We start from the raw sequence: 16,955 nt of genomic DNA, 5'->3' as shown, positions 1-16,955 counted from the left end.
AATAAAAATATATAGAGAAGAGAGAGAAAAAAGTAAGCAACTATTACTAAAAAATTATCCATGTAATAACTCCATTCTTACGGATTAGTCAAAAATCTAACATAAAAAATGCTATCAGCTATAATTAACAGATAGAAACGTTATCATCTATAAGTATACGCAATGAATGGATAGATAAAACGCAATCAGTTAAAATATTTTTTATAATGAGAGTTATTTTAACTGGCTATCATAAAAGAAAAAGCTACCCTCTAATTTGAAAGGATAGCTTCATTCATTACTTATTTATCTGTTTGTTCCCCAATTTGGTGGGCTTTTTGTTTTTCAGTTTCCCGTACGATATAGACTGGGCGTTTTTTCGTTTCTAGGAAGATTTTCCCGATATATTTCCCAATGATGCCAAGACAAAGGAGTTGGATTCCGCCGATGAATAAAACGATCGAGACGAGTGAAGGCCAACCGGAAGTTGGATCACCAAATAATAACGCACGTAAAATAATAAATAATATGGCGATTCCTGAACCGATACATGATAATGCACCAACAAATGAGGCGATGTTCAATGGCGTGTCAGAAAAATTGACGATCCCATCAATTGAATAGTTGAATAATTTCCAAAATGACCAAGACGTTTCACCGGCAACGCGTTCGCGATTTTCAAATGAGAGATACTCAGTTTTGAATCCTACCCAACTGAATAGTCCTTTTGAAAAGCGATTGTATTCCGCTAATTCTAAGACCGCATCCACCATTTGGCGAGTCATCATGCGATAATCTCTTGCACCGTCAATCATTTCAGTATCACTGATTTTATTGATCAATTGGTAAAATTTCTTCGCAAAGAAACTACGGATAGCTGGTTCACCTTCACGAGTAGAACGGCGTGTACCGATACAATCGATATCGGAGTTGATGACTTTATCGATCATCACTGGTAATAATTCAGGCGGATCTTGTAAATCGACGTCCATGACAGTGACAAGGTCTCCTGTAGAGGCTTGCAGGCCGGCATATAGTGCAGCTTCTTTTCCGAAATTTCGTGAAAAAGCGACAAAACGAACGGATTCATGTACATTCGCTAATTTTTTGATGGCAGCCAATGTGCCATCACTTGACCCATCATCGATAAAAAGATACTCGAACTCGTAATCGCCACGAAATTTTTCGACTTCGTCAAAAAAAAGTGGGACAGTTTTTTCTTCATTAAAACAAGGGATGACAATTGATATTTTCATGTTTTCGTTCCTTTCAAGCATGTTTTTTTCATATAACCTATATAAATAAAAGTATGCTTAAATAACAAAAATAAAATATGTTATAAGCGCCTTATTCAGTGTACCATCTCTATGGCATTAAATAAACTTTTAGGTTGCTTTTTTTTCTTGAATCATAGATGATAAATAAAATAAGTGAGGAGGAAGGCGGACAAAAATGAAAATTGAAACACCAATCGGTCCTTTATGGCTTGATGCCGATCAAAAAGGATTAACAGCTGTCTCTTTTGAACGAATTTCTGAAAATGAAGAAGCAAATGCTCAGATTTTATCCTTGGCAAAACAACAGCTGGAAGAGTATTTTTCAGGTGAAAGACACGTTTTCGATGTACCTTTATCTTTCCAAAGAGGAACAGCCTTTCAACAAAAGGTTTGGCGAGTGCTCACAAGAATCCCTTATGGACAAAGTCGCACATATAAACAAGTGGCACAGGCAATCGGGCAACCAAAGGCAGCTCGTGCGATTGGTCAAGCCAATCGTTTGAATCCTCTACCAATCGTTATTCCTTGTCACCGAGTGATTGGGCAAAATGGACAATTGACTGGGTATATGGGGAAAGCTGAAAATGGGTTAGTGATCAAACGGCAACTATTAGTGCTTGAAAATATTTTAGCTCATTAGGCTGTACTACTAGCTGACAGCACAGATAAATAAGCACCAACACCTCGAAATAGAAAATCTTTCCGAGGTGTTGGTGCTTATTTTTACTTATAGTTTGATCAACCAAATAAAGAATAAAGCCATGATCGTTTGTAAAAGTCCCACAGTCAATCCATACGTCAAGAATCGTTTTCCTTCTTTCATGAACTTTGCAAAATCCAAACGTAAGCCAATCGCGGCTAATGCAGTGACCTCAAACCAACCACTAATAAAACTAGCGCTTTGATCAATCACATGGGGAATGGTAAAGAAGCTGTTGATTAAACACACGATCAAGAAGCCTAAAACGTACCAAGGAAGTGGCATTTTTCGTTTGTGGTTTTTTGGCGTATACGTTGAAGAGACGGCCGGCTGTTTTTTTTTCATAAATTTTTCAAAGAGGAAGACCACGACCACAAGCATCATGATCCGCATGATTTTAAACAGCATTGCAAATTGCACGACTGAAGTATCTAATAGACTTGCTCCAGCAACAACTTGTCCAACGGATTGTAAAGTACCACCTATAAGTGCACTTTTTTCGATCAGTTGATCACCAAAGAGTTGGAGACCTAAAAAGGGAAGTGTCAACATCATCACTGTTCCTAAAAGATTGACCAAGGTAATGACTTGACCCTTTTCTTCTTCATCTGCATGGATCACTGGAGCAATCGAAGCAATGGCTGAAGAACCGCAAATGGCGTTTCCACCTGCCATCATCAAGGAAAATGTATCGCTGAACAATAGTTTTTTTCCGATGAAATAGGCACCAAGAATCGTGACAGTCATTTGGAGTAACACGAAAGTTACACCTTTGAAACCAATCTGTGCAATCGTTTGGATCGTCACAGTTGCACCAAGCAAGAAAACGGAACATTCTAATAGTTTACTTTCGGCAAATTTGGTACCCACCGCAAGTTCAGGTTGCTTAAACAAGGTGTTTCCTAAGACGATACCAAGTAAAATCGCAATCGTTCCTGCACCGAGTTGAGGGACAAAGGGTCCCAGTAGCCGACTAATGACTGCGACAGAAAAGGCGAGTAGTAGTCCGGGTAAGATTTTTCGGCCACCAAATTTTTTCAGCGTTTTTATATAAGTGAATAAAGCATTCATTTGATTCTTTCCTTTCATTTAAGAAAAAGTTTTTCTAAAATATAGTATCATTTAATTGTTTCTTCGTGAATACAAAAAAACCTTCTGCCTTTTTACTAAGTGAAAAAGACAGAAGGTGAAGTCTATTCTATCAATCCCTTTGAAAGGTGATGTTTATGTTGACTGTGTTCTTTAATCAAGTAGATGGCATAGTGTCCTAAGACGTAAGCGATCATGCCACAGGCAATCAAACACTCGATGACTTTCAATCCATCTAAGATCCCTGTAGCAAACCCTAATTGATGGAAATAAGCAGTGGCAGTAGAGATTGCTGTAGCAGAGATTACCAATGGGAAAGTAAAGGCTGCAAAGCTTGGATAAAAATCAAGCAATAATAGACGTGGTAACATGGCTAAAACGATAAAGTAAAGTACTTGCGAAACAAGGAACAACGTCATGACTAAGGCCAAATTTGGGTCTTCAAAGTTTTTTAAGTACCCTGTCAGGCACAAAGAACCAGGTGCTGCAAGAATCGCAATCAATGGCAAGGTTGGTTGCGCCATATTTTTGACAAAGAAAATTCGATGGATGATGATTGGTAGTAGTACGACATAACAAGCTAACGAAAGCCAGAAGAAGATCTTTCCAAGGATCGGAGAAAAGTTTCCAGCAGTTACTGTGATGACACCAAAACCAACATACACGATAAACCAGCTTGGAAAAATTGCTTCTATTGACAAGTCTGCTTTAACTACATGATGGTAATTAAAGTACAGAACCAAGATGATTTGGAAGATCACTGCGGCTAACCAAATCAATTTGACGATTGGCGCAATTGATTTGAAAGAAATAAAATACGTACAGATGACCATCAAAGACATCGTAAAGGTCGGCGAGACGGAAGCGACGATTGGATCATATAGATGTTGCTTCGTGTGTTCAAATAAAAGGATCAGTTTGCCGATGATCAACAGCATCAAAAGCATACCGATCGCACCTACAAAATTCCCTACATGTGTCAAATGATAGTCTTTTAAAAGATTCCCTAAAGAAGTCAATCCAAGGATCAACCCACAAATCGGGATCGGAACAATCTTCAAGAAATGCTTCATACATTACTCTCCTTTTTTATTGATAATCAAGGACAGACTCGTTGCAACGATAAGTAGCCAACGATGAAAACTGCTTGTTACGAAGAATAGTAAAGTTTTTCAATGGGAAAAAACAAATCGCATGGATGCTTCTCCTTATCGTTGCAGTAAGCTGTCTGGAAGGCTGTGAGGTGTGTGTAACTGAAGGTCCACAACCTGTTCCTTACACTTTTCATTATAGAGTCTTTTTGATATATTTAAATCAAATAGTTATTATAGTTACTATAAAAAAAGATAATGGAAGTGGTTAGATGTTTAAATTATTAACAACCTTTCGTGTCGTTTATGAAACAAGAAATTTTTCGCGAACCGCTGAATTACTCTATTTGTCTCAACCTGCGGTGTCCAATCAAATCAAACAATTGGAGCGGGATCTTGGGGTGGAACTTTTCCAGCGTAATGGACGACAAGAGATGAAACCGACAAAACAAGCGGATTTGCTTTATGAACGAACATTGGTTTTATTGGAAGAATGGGAAACAACACAACAACAATTAGCGGATGAAAAAAATGAAGAAGAAGTGTGCCGGATCGTCGCTTCCCATACATTTGCGGTGTATTTATTGCCTCAATTGATGAAAGAGTTGATCGTGCGTTTTCCAAAAATCAAGTTTTCGATTGCTTTTGCGAATTCTCATGAGAGTTTGGAGCAAGTGGCAAAACATGAAGCTGATTTTGGTTTTATCGAAAAACCTTTAGAAACAACCGGAGTACAACGCTTTTCTTTACTTGAAGATGCGTTGGTCGTTGCAGGTGATCCTAAGAGTGAGCTATGGCTAGTCAGGGAATCTTCTTCAGGTGTGTTCCATTACACGCAACGTTATTTTGAAGAAAAGAATATCCAAGGGAAGAAAATGCTTGTAAAAAGTAATGAAGTCATTGTGGCGATGTTGAAAGAAGGAATCGGACGATCCATATTATCCAAACGAGCAGTACCAAAAGGGATACACGTTGAACCTTTAGCTGAATCTCGTCAGTTCTATTTGATCCAACGGACCCATTTGACCTCTGAACGGTTATTAGAAGTAGGAAATGAGATCTTGGATTTCTATAAAAAGGAAAAGAAAAAATGAAAAATATCAGACGGAATCAATAGAACTTCTCCCTTGAATAAGCGTTTTTTTCGTTTTTATCTTAAGAAAGGATAAAGAGAAATGAATAAGATTAATTTTTCGCAAATCTCATTTGCTTTGGCTTTCATTTATAGAAGGAGACAGCTATAATATAGGGCAGTATGGTTTTTAGGAAAAGGGATGAAAAATGGAAAAAAAAATAAAAACTTCGAATGATAACCGCATTGATTACGGAGTCATTCTACCAGTATTTTTATTATGTTTGATTGGGATTTTATCCTTATACGTTGCATTGACACATGATCCAAACGGTCCTTCTGTGACAAGAGGTGTCGGGATGCAGATCATTTGGTACCTTGTGGGAGCAGTAGCGATTGCAATCGTCATGCGGATCAATTCAAAATGGATCTGGAAATTGACACCGTATCTCTATGGACTAGGATTGCTTGTCATGGGGTTGCTCTTACGATTTTACGACCAAACTCTGGCGGCAAGTACTGGTTCAAAAAACTGGTTCCGTTTTGGAAGTGTCACATTTCAACCAGCCGAGCTGATGAAGATCGCTTATATTTTGATGCTGGCGTTGATCGTAACGAAGCACAATACGCAAGTCAAAGTTCGCACAATCAAATCTGATTTTTGGCTGATTGCAAAGATGTTGATCATTTCGATTCCTGTGATTGCGTTAGTCATGGCGCAAAAAGACTTTGGGACGATGCTCGTCTTTCTGGCGATCTTTGGTGGCGTCTTTTTGATGTCAGGGATTTCTTGGAAAATCATTGGTCCGATCTTTGCTTTAGCATTTATTGTGGGGGCAGGAACGATTTTCCTTGTGACCACAGAATCAGGAAGAGAATTCCTATATACTGTTGGGTTCAAATCTTACCAATTTGCCCGAATCGATTCTTGGCTCGATCCATTTCATGATACGTCGGGCTTTAGCTTCCAACCCGCCCAAGGGATTTTAGCAATCGGAACAGGTGGGATGTTCGGAAAAGGCTTTAACGTCAGCAACATTTACGTGCCAGTCCGAGAATCGGATATGATATTCACTGTCATTGGCGAGAATTTTGGCTTTATTGGTGGCGCATTTGTCATTTTCTTGTATTTTGTATTGATTTATCGTATGATACGTGTCTGCTTCGATACGAACAATGAGTTTTATGCCTATATCGCAAGTGGATTGATCATGATGCTCTTATTCCATGTCTTTGAAAACATTGGCGCAAATATCGGCTTACTTCCATTAACTGGGATTCCATTGCCGTTTATCAGTCAAGGGGGTTCATCGATCTTAGGGAATATGATTGGGATCGGATTGATCTTATCTATGCGTTATCAAAATGAAGCACCGGTAAAAAATTCTAGGAGGTAACGTAAGTTGTTTACTTTTTATGAGTACCCAAAGTGTTCCACTTGTCGAAAAGCCAAGGCTTGGCTCGACAATCATCAAGTAACGTATCAAGCGGTCGACATGGTCAAAGATACGCCTACGGCAGAAACGATCGAATCATGGTTGAAGCATTCCGATGTGCCGCTTCGACGTGTCTTTAATACAAGCGGGATGAAGTACCGTGAACTTGGTCTAAAAGACCAAATCGATGAATTATCCCTCACAGAAGCAAGTCAGCTGTTATCTACGGACGGCATGTTGATCAAACGTCCATTGATCGTCAAAGACAATCAACTGGTCACAATCGGTTTTAATGAAAAAATATACGAAGGAGCATTCAATTAAAATGGCTGGGAAACACTTAAAGAAGAAAGATAACCTTTGGATTTTATTTAATGGAAAAGAATACTGTGTAGGTTTGACAAAAGAAGCGCAAGAAGATCTAGGTGAGATCACGTTTGCCAACTTACCAAAAATCGGTAAAGCGTATCAAGCAGGCGATGCACTAGTTGAAGTAGAAGCAGAAAAAGCAGTCACTGAATTTGCAAGTCCATTATCTGGAACAGTCTCATCTGTGAATGAAAAAATCAGTGAGAATATCGCTGTTTTGAACGATGAAGATGAAATGACTGCGTGGTTATTGAGTTTTAAAGATGTCGATGCAGCAGAATTCGACGCACTTTAAGAAACACGATGTTCAAATAAATGTTTGACACTGATTCTTGTAACTGCTATAATCATAAACAATCATATTGAAAGCTTTGATAAGAAGAGTACATGTCACAGATGTTTCAAGAGAGCCCGGTTTGCTGTGAAAGGGTAACGGAAATGAGATGGAAGATGGTCTTAGAGCAGAGTGAGTGAGCGCAAGCAAACTGACTACGGGAGTGCCCGTTATAGCACAGCAGTATGCGACTAGCGTCAAGTACTGAACGAGGTTGTTATTGTGAAATAGCAGCGAATCAAGGTGGTCACACGGAAGTCTAAACTTTCGTCCTTTTGCTAAACGCAAAGGACGAAAGTTTTTTTGTTGTCTAAGAGAAAATAAGTAAAGAAAGATGTGAACGATATGTCATTGATCCAATTGACGAATGTCAAGAAAACATTTGGCGGGAAACATGGGACGATCCACGCTATCAACGACGTTTCACTACAAGTGGAACAAGGCGACATTTACGGCATCGTCGGTTATTCCGGTGCTGGTAAGAGTACGTTAGTCCGTTTGTTGAACGGCTTGGAATTACCTACAGATGGTCAAGTAATTGTCAACGACCAAGACATTACTAAATTAAAAAATAAAGAATTACGCGTTTTTCGTAAAAAAATCGGCATGATTTTTCAACATTTCAATCTATTGTGGTCACGTACCGTACTAGAAAATATCCAGTTCCCTTTGGAATTAGCCGGTGTATCGAAACAACAACGGAAAGAAAGAGCAGAAGAATTGCTCCGTTTAGTCGGTTTGGAAGGACGAGGACAAGCTTATCCGTCCCAATTATCCGGTGGACAAAAGCAAAGAGTCGGGATTGCTCGTGCGTTAGCCAATGAACCAGAAATCCTCCTTTGCGATGAAGCGACAAGTGCATTGGACCCACAAACGACAGAAGAGGTCTTAGATTTATTATTAGCAATCAATAAAAAGTTGAACTTGACGATTGTTTTGATCACTCATGAAATGAACGTTATTCGCAAAATCTGTAACAAAGTGGCAGTGATGGAGCGTGGGCAAGTCGTAGAAGAAGGCGATGCGTTGACCGTTTTCCGTCATCCGCAACAAGAAGTCACGAAACGTTTCGTCCAACAAGACATCGAACCAGAAGCTGAATCCACTGAATTATTGGCAGAGTTGATCAAAGAAAATCCAGACGGTCGCTTAGTGACATTGACCTTCAACGAAACGAACGCCAACGAACCAGTGATTTCTCAAGCCATTCGTCGTTACAATGTGGATATCAACGTCGTATATGGGAAAATCAAGCAAACTAAAGAAGGCTCGTTTGGTTCACTGACTACCTTGATGATCGGAGAGGAAAACGAATTGGACCAAGCAGAAAACTTCATCAAAGAGCAAGGCGTCGGAGTGGAGGTGATCCATCATGGATAAAAGCTTCACAGAAACCTACCTTGATTTCAGCCAAATCAACATGGAGACGATGCAACAAGCCATCATGGACACGTTATACATGACGTTGATCTCCATGGTCTTAGTAACCATCATCGGTTTGATCCTTGGTTTGATCCTTTACTCGATCGGTCGCAAAAACAAACCGTATGCGCGGATCATTTACGGCATCGTTTCGATCATTAGTAATATTTTCCGATCGACACCATTCATGATCTTGATGGTCTTGATCATTCCTTTTACCAAAGCAATCGTGGGAACGATGTTAGGCGCACAAGCAGCGATTCCAGCTCTCGTGTTGTCCGCTGCTCCTTTTTACGCTCGACTTGTAGAAATCGCGTTTCGCGAAGTCAGCCCTGGGGTCTTAGAAGCCGCAGATGCGATGGGGGCGAGCTATTGGGAAATCATTTGGAAAGTCTTGATACCTGAAAGTGTCCCGGCTTTGATCTCAGGTTTGACTGTAACAACGATCTCGATGATCGGTTTTACTGCCATGGCAGGTGCAATCGGTGCCGGCGGTCTAGGTGGCTTGGCTTGGCAAGAAGGCTACCAACGTGGTAATTTAACAGTGACTTTTGTCGCTACCTTGATTATTTTAGTCATTGTATTTATTGTTCAAGGAATCGGGGATTTCTTAACGAAGAAAACAGATAAAAGATAGTAGGAAATAGGAGGATATAGGATATGAAAAAGAAAATTTTTGGATTTGCAGCAACGCTTTTACTGACAGTTGGATTAGCCGCATGTGGAAACGGTGGAAGCAGTAGTGACTCATCAAACGCATCAGACGACGATACAACCTTGAAAATCGGCGCATCACCAACACCACATGCGGAAATCTTAGAACATGTGAAACCTCTTTTGAAAGACGAAGGCATTGATTTGGAAATCGTCAAATTTGACGATTATGTCTTGCCAAACCAAGCATTATCAGAAGGCGACATCGATGCGAACTATTTCCAACACATCCCTTACTTGAACAAAGAAATCGACGAAAAAGGCTATGATTTTGTCAATGCGGGTGCTGTCCACATCGAACCAATGGGCTTGTATTCAAAAAAAATCAAAGACATTTCTGAATTAGAAGATGGCGCAACGATCATTACTTCAAATTCAGAATCTGACTGGGGACGGATCATCACGATCTTGAAAGACGCTGGTTTAGTGACAGTCAAAGACGGCGTTGATTTAGAAACAGCCACATTTGATGATATCGATGAAAATCCTAAAAACTTGAAATTCAATCATACGATCGATCCAGCATTATTGGCTTCTACCTACCAAAATGATGAAGGTGATCTAGTAGCTATCAACGCGAACTTTGCTTACGGCGCTGGATTGAATCCATTAGAAGATGCGGTATTACTAGAAAAAGATAACTCACCATATGTCAACATCATTGCGACACGTAAAGGTGACGAAGACAGCGACAAGATCAAAAAATTGATTGAAGTCTTGCATCAAGAAGATGTTCGTCAATGGATCGAAGAACAATGGGAAGGCTCCGTAAAATCTGTCGATGCGGATGCAAAATAAAACCTGTAAAGTCTGGGAATGATTCCTAGACTTTTTTTGAGAAAAAACGAACAAAACTATTTTATTCAGTTTATAAAGATTATCAATTGAAAATGATGTTTTATTTGCAATAAATCAAAATTATGACATTTTTAACTGGTCGGGGCGTTGCGCTTCATTCTCAATTAGTCTAAAATAAGTGAGAACGAATCAGAATATGGAGGGGAACTACATGTCTGTCTTAGAAATAAAAAACCTACATGTGTCGATTGAGGACAAGAAAATCCTTAAAGGTGTGAATTTAACAATGAAAACAGGGGAAATCCATGCCATCATGGGACCAAACGGAACAGGTAAATCGACCTTGTCTGCTGCAATTATGGGAAATCCGAATTACGAAGTAACTGAAGGAGAAATCCTTTTTGATGGGCAAAATGTGTTAGAGCTAGAAGTAGATGAACGTGCACGTTTAGGTCTGTTTTTAGCCATGCAATACCCAAGTGAGATTCCAGGAATCACAAATGCCGAATTTATGCGTGCAGCGATCAATGCGACACGTCCGGAAGATGACAAGATTTCTGTCATGTCATTCTTGAAAAAGTTAGATGAAAAGATGGCACTTTTGAACATGCCAGAAGAAATGGCTGAACGTTATTTGAACGAAGGCTTTTCTGGTGGAGAGAAAAAACGTAACGAGATCTTACAACTCTTGATGTTAGAACCAACGTTTGCGATTTTAGATGAAATCGATTCTGGTTTAGATATCGATGCACTGAAAGTCGTGGCAAAAGGCGTGAACGAAATGCGTGGCGACAGCTTTGGTGCCTTGATCATCACTCATTACCAACGCTTGTTAAACTACATCACACCTGACGTCGTCCACATCATGATGGAAGGTCGTGTCGTGATGACTGGTAGTGCAGATCTAGCAAAACGCCTAGAAGCCGAAGGATATGCTGGCATCAGTAAAGAATTAGGAATCGACTACAAAGAAGAAGAAGCGTAAGGAGGAGCACATCTATGAAAGACATTAAATGGCTCGATCATCTTGACGCTGTTACAGATTTTTCATTCAGTAAAGGTGAACCGGAATGGATGACGACGCTTCGTCAAGAGGCGCTGAAAAAAGCAGATGAACTACCATTGCCCCATATCGAACGTGTGAAATTCCACCGTTGGCCATTGTTTTCAATCAATGAGTTGACTGATCAGACACCTGAATCTGGAAATGTTGCGGCATTTGATGCGATGAAAGACAATCCATTAGTCGTGCAACAAGGCACCTTGACTGTCTTTGAGCAATTATCCGCAGACCTTGCAGAACAAGGAGTGATCTTTACAGATCTATTTACGGCAATGCAAGAATACCCTGAATTAGTCCAAGAATATTACATGACGAAAGCGGTTGAAATGGACGAAGACCAATTGACTGCGCTTCATGCGGCATTCATGAATAGTGGCTTGTTCTTATATGTACCAAAAAACGTAGTCATTAAAGAACCGATCGAATCCCTGTTTATCCAAGAAGGCGCATTTTCGCAACACTTCTTTAAACACGTCTTGATCGTCGCAGATGAACACAGTGAATTCTCTTACTTGGAACGATTCCAAACAACTGGAGAAGAATTACAAAAAGTCTCTGGGAATATCATTGTTGAAGTCATCGCCAAAGCCGGTGCCAAAGTCAAATATGCAGCAGTCGATCAATTAGGCGAAAATGTCACAGCATATATGAACCGTCGTGGACATATCTTACGGGATGCTTTTGTGGACTGGGCAATCGGAGTGATGAACGATGGGAATATCGTCGCTGATTTTGATTCAGATCTTGTCGGTGAAGGCGGACATGCGGAAGTCAAGATCGTGGCAATCAGTTCAGGAAAACAAACGCAAGGAATCGATACCCGGGTGACAAATAAAGCCCCACATACGATTGGACATATCTTGCAACATGGTGTGATCCGCGAACGTGGTACGTTGACATTCAACGGTATTGGACACATCTTGAAAAAAGCCAAAGGTGCCGATGCCCAACAAGAAAGCCGTGTCTTGATGCTTTCAGATAAAGCCAGAGGCGATGCCAATCCGATCCTCTTGATCGATGAACACGAAGTTACAGCAGGACATGCCGCAAGTGTTGGACGTGTCGATCCGGAAGAAATGTATTATTTGATGAGTCGAGGCTTACGAAAAGAAGAAGCAGAACGTTTAGTCATTCGTGGCTTCTTAGGGTCTGTCTTAACTGCGATCCCAGTTGAAGCGGTGCGCAAAGAACTAGTGGCAGTTATTGAAGGGAAGTTAAATGTATGATTTCTCCAGAACGTATCCGTCAAGATTTCCCGATCTTATTTCAGGAAGTCAATGACGAACCCCTGGTGTATTTAGACAATGCAGCGACTACGCAAAAACCCAAACAAGTGTTAGCGACTATGACGCATTATTATTCCGCAAACAATGCCAACGTCCATCGAGGCGTGCATACATTAGCTGAGCGAGCAACCCATGATTATGAAGCTGCCAGAGAAAAAGTTCGTCGTTTTTTAAATGCTCAAGAGACCGCCGAGATCCTTTTCACTCGTGGAACGACCACAAGCTTGAATTGGGTAGCACAAAGCTATGGCGATGCCTTTGTCAAAGCCGGTGATGAAATCGTGATCTCTTACATGGAGCATCATTCGAACATCATCCCTTGGCAACAGTTGGCAAAACGAACTGGCGCTACTTTGAAATACATCGAATTGACCGAAGAAGGCTTTCTTGATCTAGAACATGCCACTTCGATCATTACAGAAAAAACCAAGATCGTGTCGGTCGCCCATGCCTCTAATGTATTAGGTGTCATCAATCCGATCCAAGAGTTGGCGACGATCGTTCATGAAAAAGGCGGAATTTTGGTAGTGGACGGTGCACAATCTGCCCCACACATCAAAATCGATGTCCAATCTTTAGACTGTGACTTCTTTGCCTTTAGCGGACATAAGATGTGCGCAACGACCGGAACAGGTGTATTATATGGAAAACGGAAATGGTTGGAACAAATGGAACCCGTTGAATTCGGTGGAGAAATGATCGACTTTGTTGGCCTACAAGACAGCACATGGAAAGAACTTCCCTGGAAATTTGAAGCAGGCACACCAAACATCGCCGGTGTGATCGCACTTGGCGCTGCCATCGATTATCTTGAATCGATTGGTCTAGCAGGCATTCATCAATATGAAGAAGAACTTGTTGGTTATGTCTTACCAAAACTGCAAGCAATCGAAGGCTTGACGATCTATGGACCAAAAGACCCTGCGCATCGTACAGGCGTGATTTCCTTTAATTTAGAGAATCTACATCCCCATGATGTAGCGACAGCCCTTGATATGGAAGGCGTCGCCGTTCGTGCCGGTCATCATTGTGCCCAACCATTATTGAAGTATCTAGGGGTTGCAGCGACAGCTCGTGCCAGCTTTTACATTTATAACACAAAAGCAGATGCCGATCGTTTCGTCCAAGCAATTCTCGCAACAAAGGAGTTTTTCCAACATGGCCCTATCTAAATTAGACAATCTTTACCGTCACGTGATCTTGGACCATTCATCCCATCCACATCATCGTGGCACGTTGACGGAATCAACGAATAAGATTGAAATGAACAATCCCACCTGTGGGGATGTCATTGAATTACAAGTCGAGATCAAAGACGGCAAAATCAATAATATCGCCTTTGACGGCAGTGGTTGCTCCATCAGCACAGCCAGTGCCTCAATGATGACCGATGCGGTCATCGGCAAAACAATTGCAGAAGCAGAGCAATTGACGGACGACTTTTTACTACTGGTCCAAGGAAAAGAAGTCGCAGAGCTTGAATCACTAGGGGACGCTGCCATGTTAAGTGGTGTCGCAAAATTCCCCGCGCGTATCAAATGCGCAACACTTGCCTGGAAAGCACTAGGCAAAGCAATGGAAGAAGACGGTACTGCAACCGTCCATCATGAGCACAAGGAAAAGGAGTGAGCAAATGGGCGTACCAGAATTAGAAGAATATAAATTTGGCTTCCACGACGATGTGGAACCCGTTTTTAGTACAGGAGAAGGCTTGACCGAAGAAGTCGTTCGAGAAATGTCACGGATCAAAGAAGAACCAGAATGGATGTTGGAGTTCCGTTTGAAATCTCTGGAAGCATTCAACAAAATGCCTATGCAAGACTGGGGACCAGACTTATCTGACATTGATTTCAATGCCATCAAATATTACCAAAAACCAAGTGACCGACCTGCTCGCGATTGGGATGACGTACCAGAAAAAATCAAAGAAACCTTTGAACGAATCGGTATTCCAGAAGCCGAACGTGCTTATTTAGCCGGCGCTTCTGCCCAATACGAATCAGAAGTCGTATACCACAATATGAAAGATGAATTCGAAAAACTCGGCATCGTCTTTACCGACACAGATTCTGCATTGAAAGAGTATCCTGAACTATTCAAAGAATACTTTGCAAAACTCGTGCCACCAACAGATAACAAACTAGCCGCACTAAACTCAGCCGTTTGGTCTGGGGGGACGTTTATCTATGTACCAAAAGGCGTTAAAGTCGATGTTCCATTACAAACCTACTTCCGAATCAACGCCGAAAACACCGGCCAATTCGAACGTACGTTGATCATCGTGGACGAAGGCGCCAGCATCCACTATGTCGAAGGCTGTACGGCACCGACTTATTCAAGCAACAGCCTACACGCAGCTATCGTGGAAATCTTTACCCGTAAAGACGGCTACTGCCGCTATACAACGATTCAAAACTGGTCAGACAACGTCTATAACCTCGTAACCAAACGAGCAAAAGCCTACGAAGGCGCAACTGTTGAATGGATTGACGGCAACTTAGGAGCCAAAACAACCATGAAATACCCAAGTGTCTACTTAGACGGACGAGGCGCACGAGGCACCATGCTATCCATCGCATTTGCCGGAGCCAACCAAATCCAAGACACAGGCGCAAAAATGATCCACAATGCACCAAACACTTCAAGCTCGATCGTCTCAAAATCAATTTCAAAAGACGGCGGTGAAGTAAACTATCGAGGCCAAGTCACCTTTGGAAAAGACAGTGCCGGCTCGATCTCTCATATCGAATGTGATACCATCATCATGGACGAATGGTCCAAATCTGATACCATTCCATTCAACGAGATCCACAACAGCCAAGTCTCGTTGGAACACGAAGCAAAAGTCTCCAAAATCTCAGAAGAACAACTTTACTACCTCATGAGCCGCGGCTTGACCGAATCTGAAGCCACAGAAATGATCGTCATGGGCTTCGTCGAACCATTCACAAAAGAACTACCGATGGAATATGCGGTAGAGTTGAATCGGTTGATTAGTTATGAGATGGAAGGCAGCGTTGGTTAAGGTTAAATTACCAATGATTTCAAGCTTTTCATGGGGTGAGTGATTGACATTTGCCACAAATTTGCCACAAAAATAATAAAAAAATTTAGGAGTGCTCTTTGAGTGCTCCTTTTTCGTTCATATAGTTTTGGTAGAGTTTTAAAGAATCATCTTCGATTTTTTCTGTAATGTGCATATAAATGTCAGCAGTCACACTTATAGTGCTGTGCCCAAGTCGAGTACTGACATACTTTATGTTTGCCCCAGATTCTAGTAAATGAACTGCATGGCTATGCCGCAAAGCATGAGGGGAAAGTACAGGGACATTCGCACGTTCACATGTTTTATAGAAAAATTCTCTAACAACTGAATGGCGCAAATAGTTGCCGTTTTCGTTAGAAAATACCATAGATTCATTTATTGGGCTATCGTACGATCGATACCTCAAAATACATTCACTCTTGTTTATTTTATGTTTCTTTAGCAGATGAACAAGACGATCATCAATTTTGATCGTACGAATACTTGTTTTTGATTTAGGTGGCGTAATTATTGAATTGTTATGATCATCGTAAGATAGTGATTTGTTTACTGTTAATTTATCTCCGTCAATATCTAACCACTCTAACGCTAAAGCTTCGCCTAATCGGAGACCAGTACTCGCTAACAGGTAGAATAAGACGTAATATTGAATGGAATGAGCGTATTTACCTAATTTATAAGAGGATAAGTATTCTAACATTTGAGCAAGCTCATTTTTAGAATAGAATTTCAATTTCTGTTCTTCTTTAGCGGTTGGGAGTTTTATTTTTTTAGCAACATTTTTTTCAAGATAGTTGAGTTCATATACTGCAGTCTCTAATGCATCGTGTAACACATTTAGATTTGATCGAATTGTGTTTCTTGTTTGTTGCTTTGTGGTATCTAGGTCATTTACCCACTTAACAATATCTGTACGGGTTATTTCCTTTAAACTCATCATTCCAAACGTAGGTAATATATGAAGTCTTATGGAACGTTCTAACCTAAGATAAGTTGATTGTTTGATATTTGGTTTTTTGTAAACTTCGAGCCAATCCTCCAAATAGTCGGCCATTAATATGTTATTAGCTCCAATCTGAACACCGTTATTATATTGTCTTTCAAGTTCATTTGCCGCAGCTTGTGCATCTCTCTTTGTTCTAAACCCACTTTTCGAAACTTCTCTAAATTTTCCGTTATCTTTATATCGAATACGAAAACGCCACTTTCCGTTTTCTTGTTGCTTGATACTAGCCATGATAATCAACACCTTTCTTAGACATTCTAGGACTCTAACACG

Annotated in this window: 17 protein-coding genes and 1 other annotated feature; of the genes, 13 read left to right on the top strand and 4 right to left on the bottom strand. The window is 40.7% G+C overall.

The genetic code is table 11. The features are described 5' to 3' along the window. Positions 1-281: 281 nt before the first annotated feature. Complete coding sequence (locus tag ACH0AK_RS06380) at positions 282-1,235, bottom strand: glycosyltransferase family 2 protein (protein ID WP_137072797.1); 954 nt, start codon at positions 1,233-1,235, stop codon at positions 282-284. A 196-nt stretch (positions 1,236-1,431) separates the two neighbouring features. On the opposite strand from ACH0AK_RS06380, the gene ACH0AK_RS06375 reads away from it, so the two are divergent. Next, positions 1,432-1,896, top strand: coding sequence for a methylated-DNA--[protein]-cysteine S-methyltransferase (locus tag ACH0AK_RS06375; RefSeq protein WP_010734626.1), 465 nt, complete (start codon positions 1,432-1,434; stop codon positions 1,894-1,896). 87 nt (positions 1,897-1,983) lie between these two features. Here ACH0AK_RS06375 and ACH0AK_RS06370 read toward each other — a convergent pair whose 3' ends face one another. Next, positions 1,984-3,027: a YeiH family protein gene (locus ACH0AK_RS06370; protein WP_194179498.1), complete on the bottom strand. Its 1,044-nt coding sequence runs from the start codon at positions 3,025-3,027 to the stop codon at positions 1,984-1,986. A 122-nt stretch (positions 3,028-3,149) separates the two neighbouring features. After that, positions 3,150-4,118, bottom strand: coding sequence for a TDT family transporter (locus ACH0AK_RS06365; RefSeq protein WP_499796796.1), 969 nt, complete (start codon positions 4,116-4,118; stop codon positions 3,150-3,152). 290 nt (positions 4,119-4,408) lie between these two features. Between ACH0AK_RS06365 and ACH0AK_RS06360 the strand changes: the two genes are divergently transcribed. The 12 genes from ACH0AK_RS06360 (at position 4,409) to sufB (ending at position 15,655) form a co-directional block, all read left to right on the top strand. Further along, a complete protein-coding gene (locus ACH0AK_RS06360; RefSeq protein WP_010734629.1) occupies positions 4,409-5,230 on the top strand; it encodes a LysR family transcriptional regulator in 822 nt (273 codons plus the stop codon). A gap of 187 nt (positions 5,231-5,417) precedes the next feature. Beyond that, on the top strand, positions 5,418-6,605 hold the full coding sequence (locus ACH0AK_RS06355) for an FtsW/RodA/SpoVE family cell cycle protein (RefSeq protein ID WP_153830134.1): 1,188 nt from the start codon (positions 5,418-5,420) through the stop codon (positions 6,603-6,605). Between the two features lie 6 nt (positions 6,606-6,611). Continuing rightward, the gene (locus ACH0AK_RS06350; RefSeq protein WP_010734631.1) at positions 6,612-6,968 is read left to right on the top strand and encodes an arsenate reductase family protein; all 357 of its coding nucleotides are present in this window, start codon (positions 6,612-6,614) and stop codon (positions 6,966-6,968) included. Position 6,969: 1 nt separating this feature from the next. Continuing rightward, positions 6,970-7,308, top strand: coding sequence for a glycine cleavage system H family protein (locus tag ACH0AK_RS06345; RefSeq protein ID WP_010734632.1), 339 nt, complete (start codon positions 6,970-6,972; stop codon positions 7,306-7,308). 67 nt (positions 7,309-7,375) lie between these two features. Beyond that, positions 7,376-7,625 (top strand) — a binding site (T-box leader). A gap of 67 nt (positions 7,626-7,692) precedes the next feature. Beyond that, entirely contained in the window at positions 7,693-8,727 is a 1,035-nt protein-coding gene (locus tag ACH0AK_RS06340; protein ID WP_010734633.1) for a methionine ABC transporter ATP-binding protein, read from the top strand. Further along, entirely contained in the window at positions 8,720-9,406 is a 687-nt protein-coding gene (locus ACH0AK_RS06335; protein ID WP_010734634.1) for a methionine ABC transporter permease, read from the top strand. Before ACH0AK_RS06340 ends, ACH0AK_RS06335 begins: the two co-directional genes overlap by 8 nt. Before the next feature lie 23 nt (positions 9,407-9,429). After that, entirely contained in the window at positions 9,430-10,281 is an 852-nt protein-coding gene (locus ACH0AK_RS06330) for a MetQ/NlpA family ABC transporter substrate-binding protein (protein WP_023520252.1), read from the top strand. A gap of 211 nt (positions 10,282-10,492) precedes the next feature. Next, on the top strand, positions 10,493-11,266 hold the full coding sequence (gene sufC / locus ACH0AK_RS06325; RefSeq protein ID WP_010734636.1) for a Fe-S cluster assembly ATPase SufC: 774 nt from the start codon (positions 10,493-10,495) through the stop codon (positions 11,264-11,266). Positions 11,267-11,280: 14 nt separating this feature from the next. After that, positions 11,281-12,570, top strand: coding sequence for a Fe-S cluster assembly protein SufD (gene sufD, locus ACH0AK_RS06320; RefSeq protein WP_019724375.1), 1,290 nt, complete (start codon positions 11,281-11,283; stop codon positions 12,568-12,570). Further along, positions 12,567-13,802 (top strand): cysteine desulfurase, encoded by a 1,236-nt coding sequence (locus ACH0AK_RS06315; protein ID WP_194179497.1) that lies wholly within the window; start codon positions 12,567-12,569, stop codon positions 13,800-13,802. The genes sufD and ACH0AK_RS06315 overlap by 4 nt, the downstream gene beginning before the upstream one ends. Then, positions 13,789-14,259 (top strand): Fe-S cluster assembly sulfur transfer protein SufU, encoded by a 471-nt coding sequence (gene sufU / locus ACH0AK_RS06310; protein ID WP_010734639.1) that lies wholly within the window; start codon positions 13,789-13,791, stop codon positions 14,257-14,259. Before ACH0AK_RS06315 ends, sufU begins: the two co-directional genes overlap by 14 nt. Before the next feature lie 4 nt (positions 14,260-14,263). Beyond that, positions 14,264-15,655, top strand: coding sequence for a Fe-S cluster assembly protein SufB (gene sufB / locus ACH0AK_RS06305; RefSeq protein ID WP_034686829.1), 1,392 nt, complete (start codon positions 14,264-14,266; stop codon positions 15,653-15,655). Positions 15,656-15,740: 85 nt separating this feature from the next. Here the strand turns inward: sufB and ACH0AK_RS06300 are convergent, their stop codons facing one another. After that, positions 15,741-16,913: a site-specific integrase gene (locus ACH0AK_RS06300; RefSeq protein ID WP_438840772.1), complete on the bottom strand. Its 1,173-nt coding sequence runs from the start codon at positions 16,911-16,913 to the stop codon at positions 15,741-15,743. Between the last annotated feature and the right edge of the window lie 42 nt (positions 16,914-16,955).

This window comes from Enterococcus pernyi (assembly GCF_045371165.1).
GTDB lineage: Bacteria > Bacillota > Bacilli > Lactobacillales > Enterococcaceae > Enterococcus_B > Enterococcus_B pernyi.
Note: the sequence above shows the minus strand (reverse complement) of the source record. Positions and strands in the feature narration are given on the sequence as shown.

Excerpts from the sequence above, each read along its gene's own strand:
- ACH0AK_RS06340 (WP_010734633.1), top strand. The coding sequence starts at position 7,693 with ATGTCATTGATCCAATTGACGAATGTCAAGAAAACATTTGGCGGGAAA.
- ACH0AK_RS06345 (WP_010734632.1), top strand. The coding sequence starts at position 6,970 with ATGGCTGGGAAACACTTAAAGAAGAAAGATAACCTTTGGATTTTATTT.
- ACH0AK_RS06360 (WP_010734629.1), top strand. The coding sequence starts at position 4,409 with ATGTTTAAATTATTAACAACCTTTCGTGTCGTTTATGAAACAAGAAAT.
- sufU (WP_010734639.1), top strand. The coding sequence starts at position 13,789 with ATGGCCCTATCTAAATTAGACAATCTTTACCGTCACGTGATCTTGGAC.
- ACH0AK_RS06370 (WP_194179498.1), bottom strand. The coding sequence starts at position 3,027 with ATGAATGCTTTATTCACTTATATAAAAACGCTGAAAAAATTTGGTGGC.
- ACH0AK_RS06380 (WP_137072797.1), bottom strand. The coding sequence starts at position 1,235 with ATGAAAATATCAATTGTCATCCCTTGTTTTAATGAAGAAAAAACTGTC.
- ACH0AK_RS06300 (WP_438840772.1), bottom strand. The coding sequence starts at position 16,913 with ATGGCTAGTATCAAGCAACAAGAAAACGGAAAGTGGCGTTTTCGTATT.
- sufC (WP_010734636.1), top strand. The coding sequence starts at position 10,493 with ATGTCTGTCTTAGAAATAAAAAACCTACATGTGTCGATTGAGGACAAG.
- ACH0AK_RS06335 (WP_010734634.1), top strand. The coding sequence starts at position 8,720 with ATGGATAAAAGCTTCACAGAAACCTACCTTGATTTCAGCCAAATCAAC.
- ACH0AK_RS06365 (WP_499796796.1), bottom strand. The coding sequence starts at position 4,118 with ATGAAGCATTTCTTGAAGATTGTTCCGATCCCGATTTGTGGGTTGATC.
- sufB (WP_034686829.1), top strand. The coding sequence starts at position 14,264 with ATGGGCGTACCAGAATTAGAAGAATATAAATTTGGCTTCCACGACGAT.
- ACH0AK_RS06330 (WP_023520252.1), top strand. The coding sequence starts at position 9,430 with ATGAAAAAGAAAATTTTTGGATTTGCAGCAACGCTTTTACTGACAGTT.
- ACH0AK_RS06355 (WP_153830134.1), top strand. The coding sequence starts at position 5,418 with ATGGAAAAAAAAATAAAAACTTCGAATGATAACCGCATTGATTACGGA.
- sufD (WP_019724375.1), top strand. The coding sequence starts at position 11,281 with ATGAAAGACATTAAATGGCTCGATCATCTTGACGCTGTTACAGATTTT.
- ACH0AK_RS06315 (WP_194179497.1), top strand. The coding sequence starts at position 12,567 with ATGATTTCTCCAGAACGTATCCGTCAAGATTTCCCGATCTTATTTCAG.
- ACH0AK_RS06375 (WP_010734626.1), top strand. The coding sequence starts at position 1,432 with ATGAAAATTGAAACACCAATCGGTCCTTTATGGCTTGATGCCGATCAA.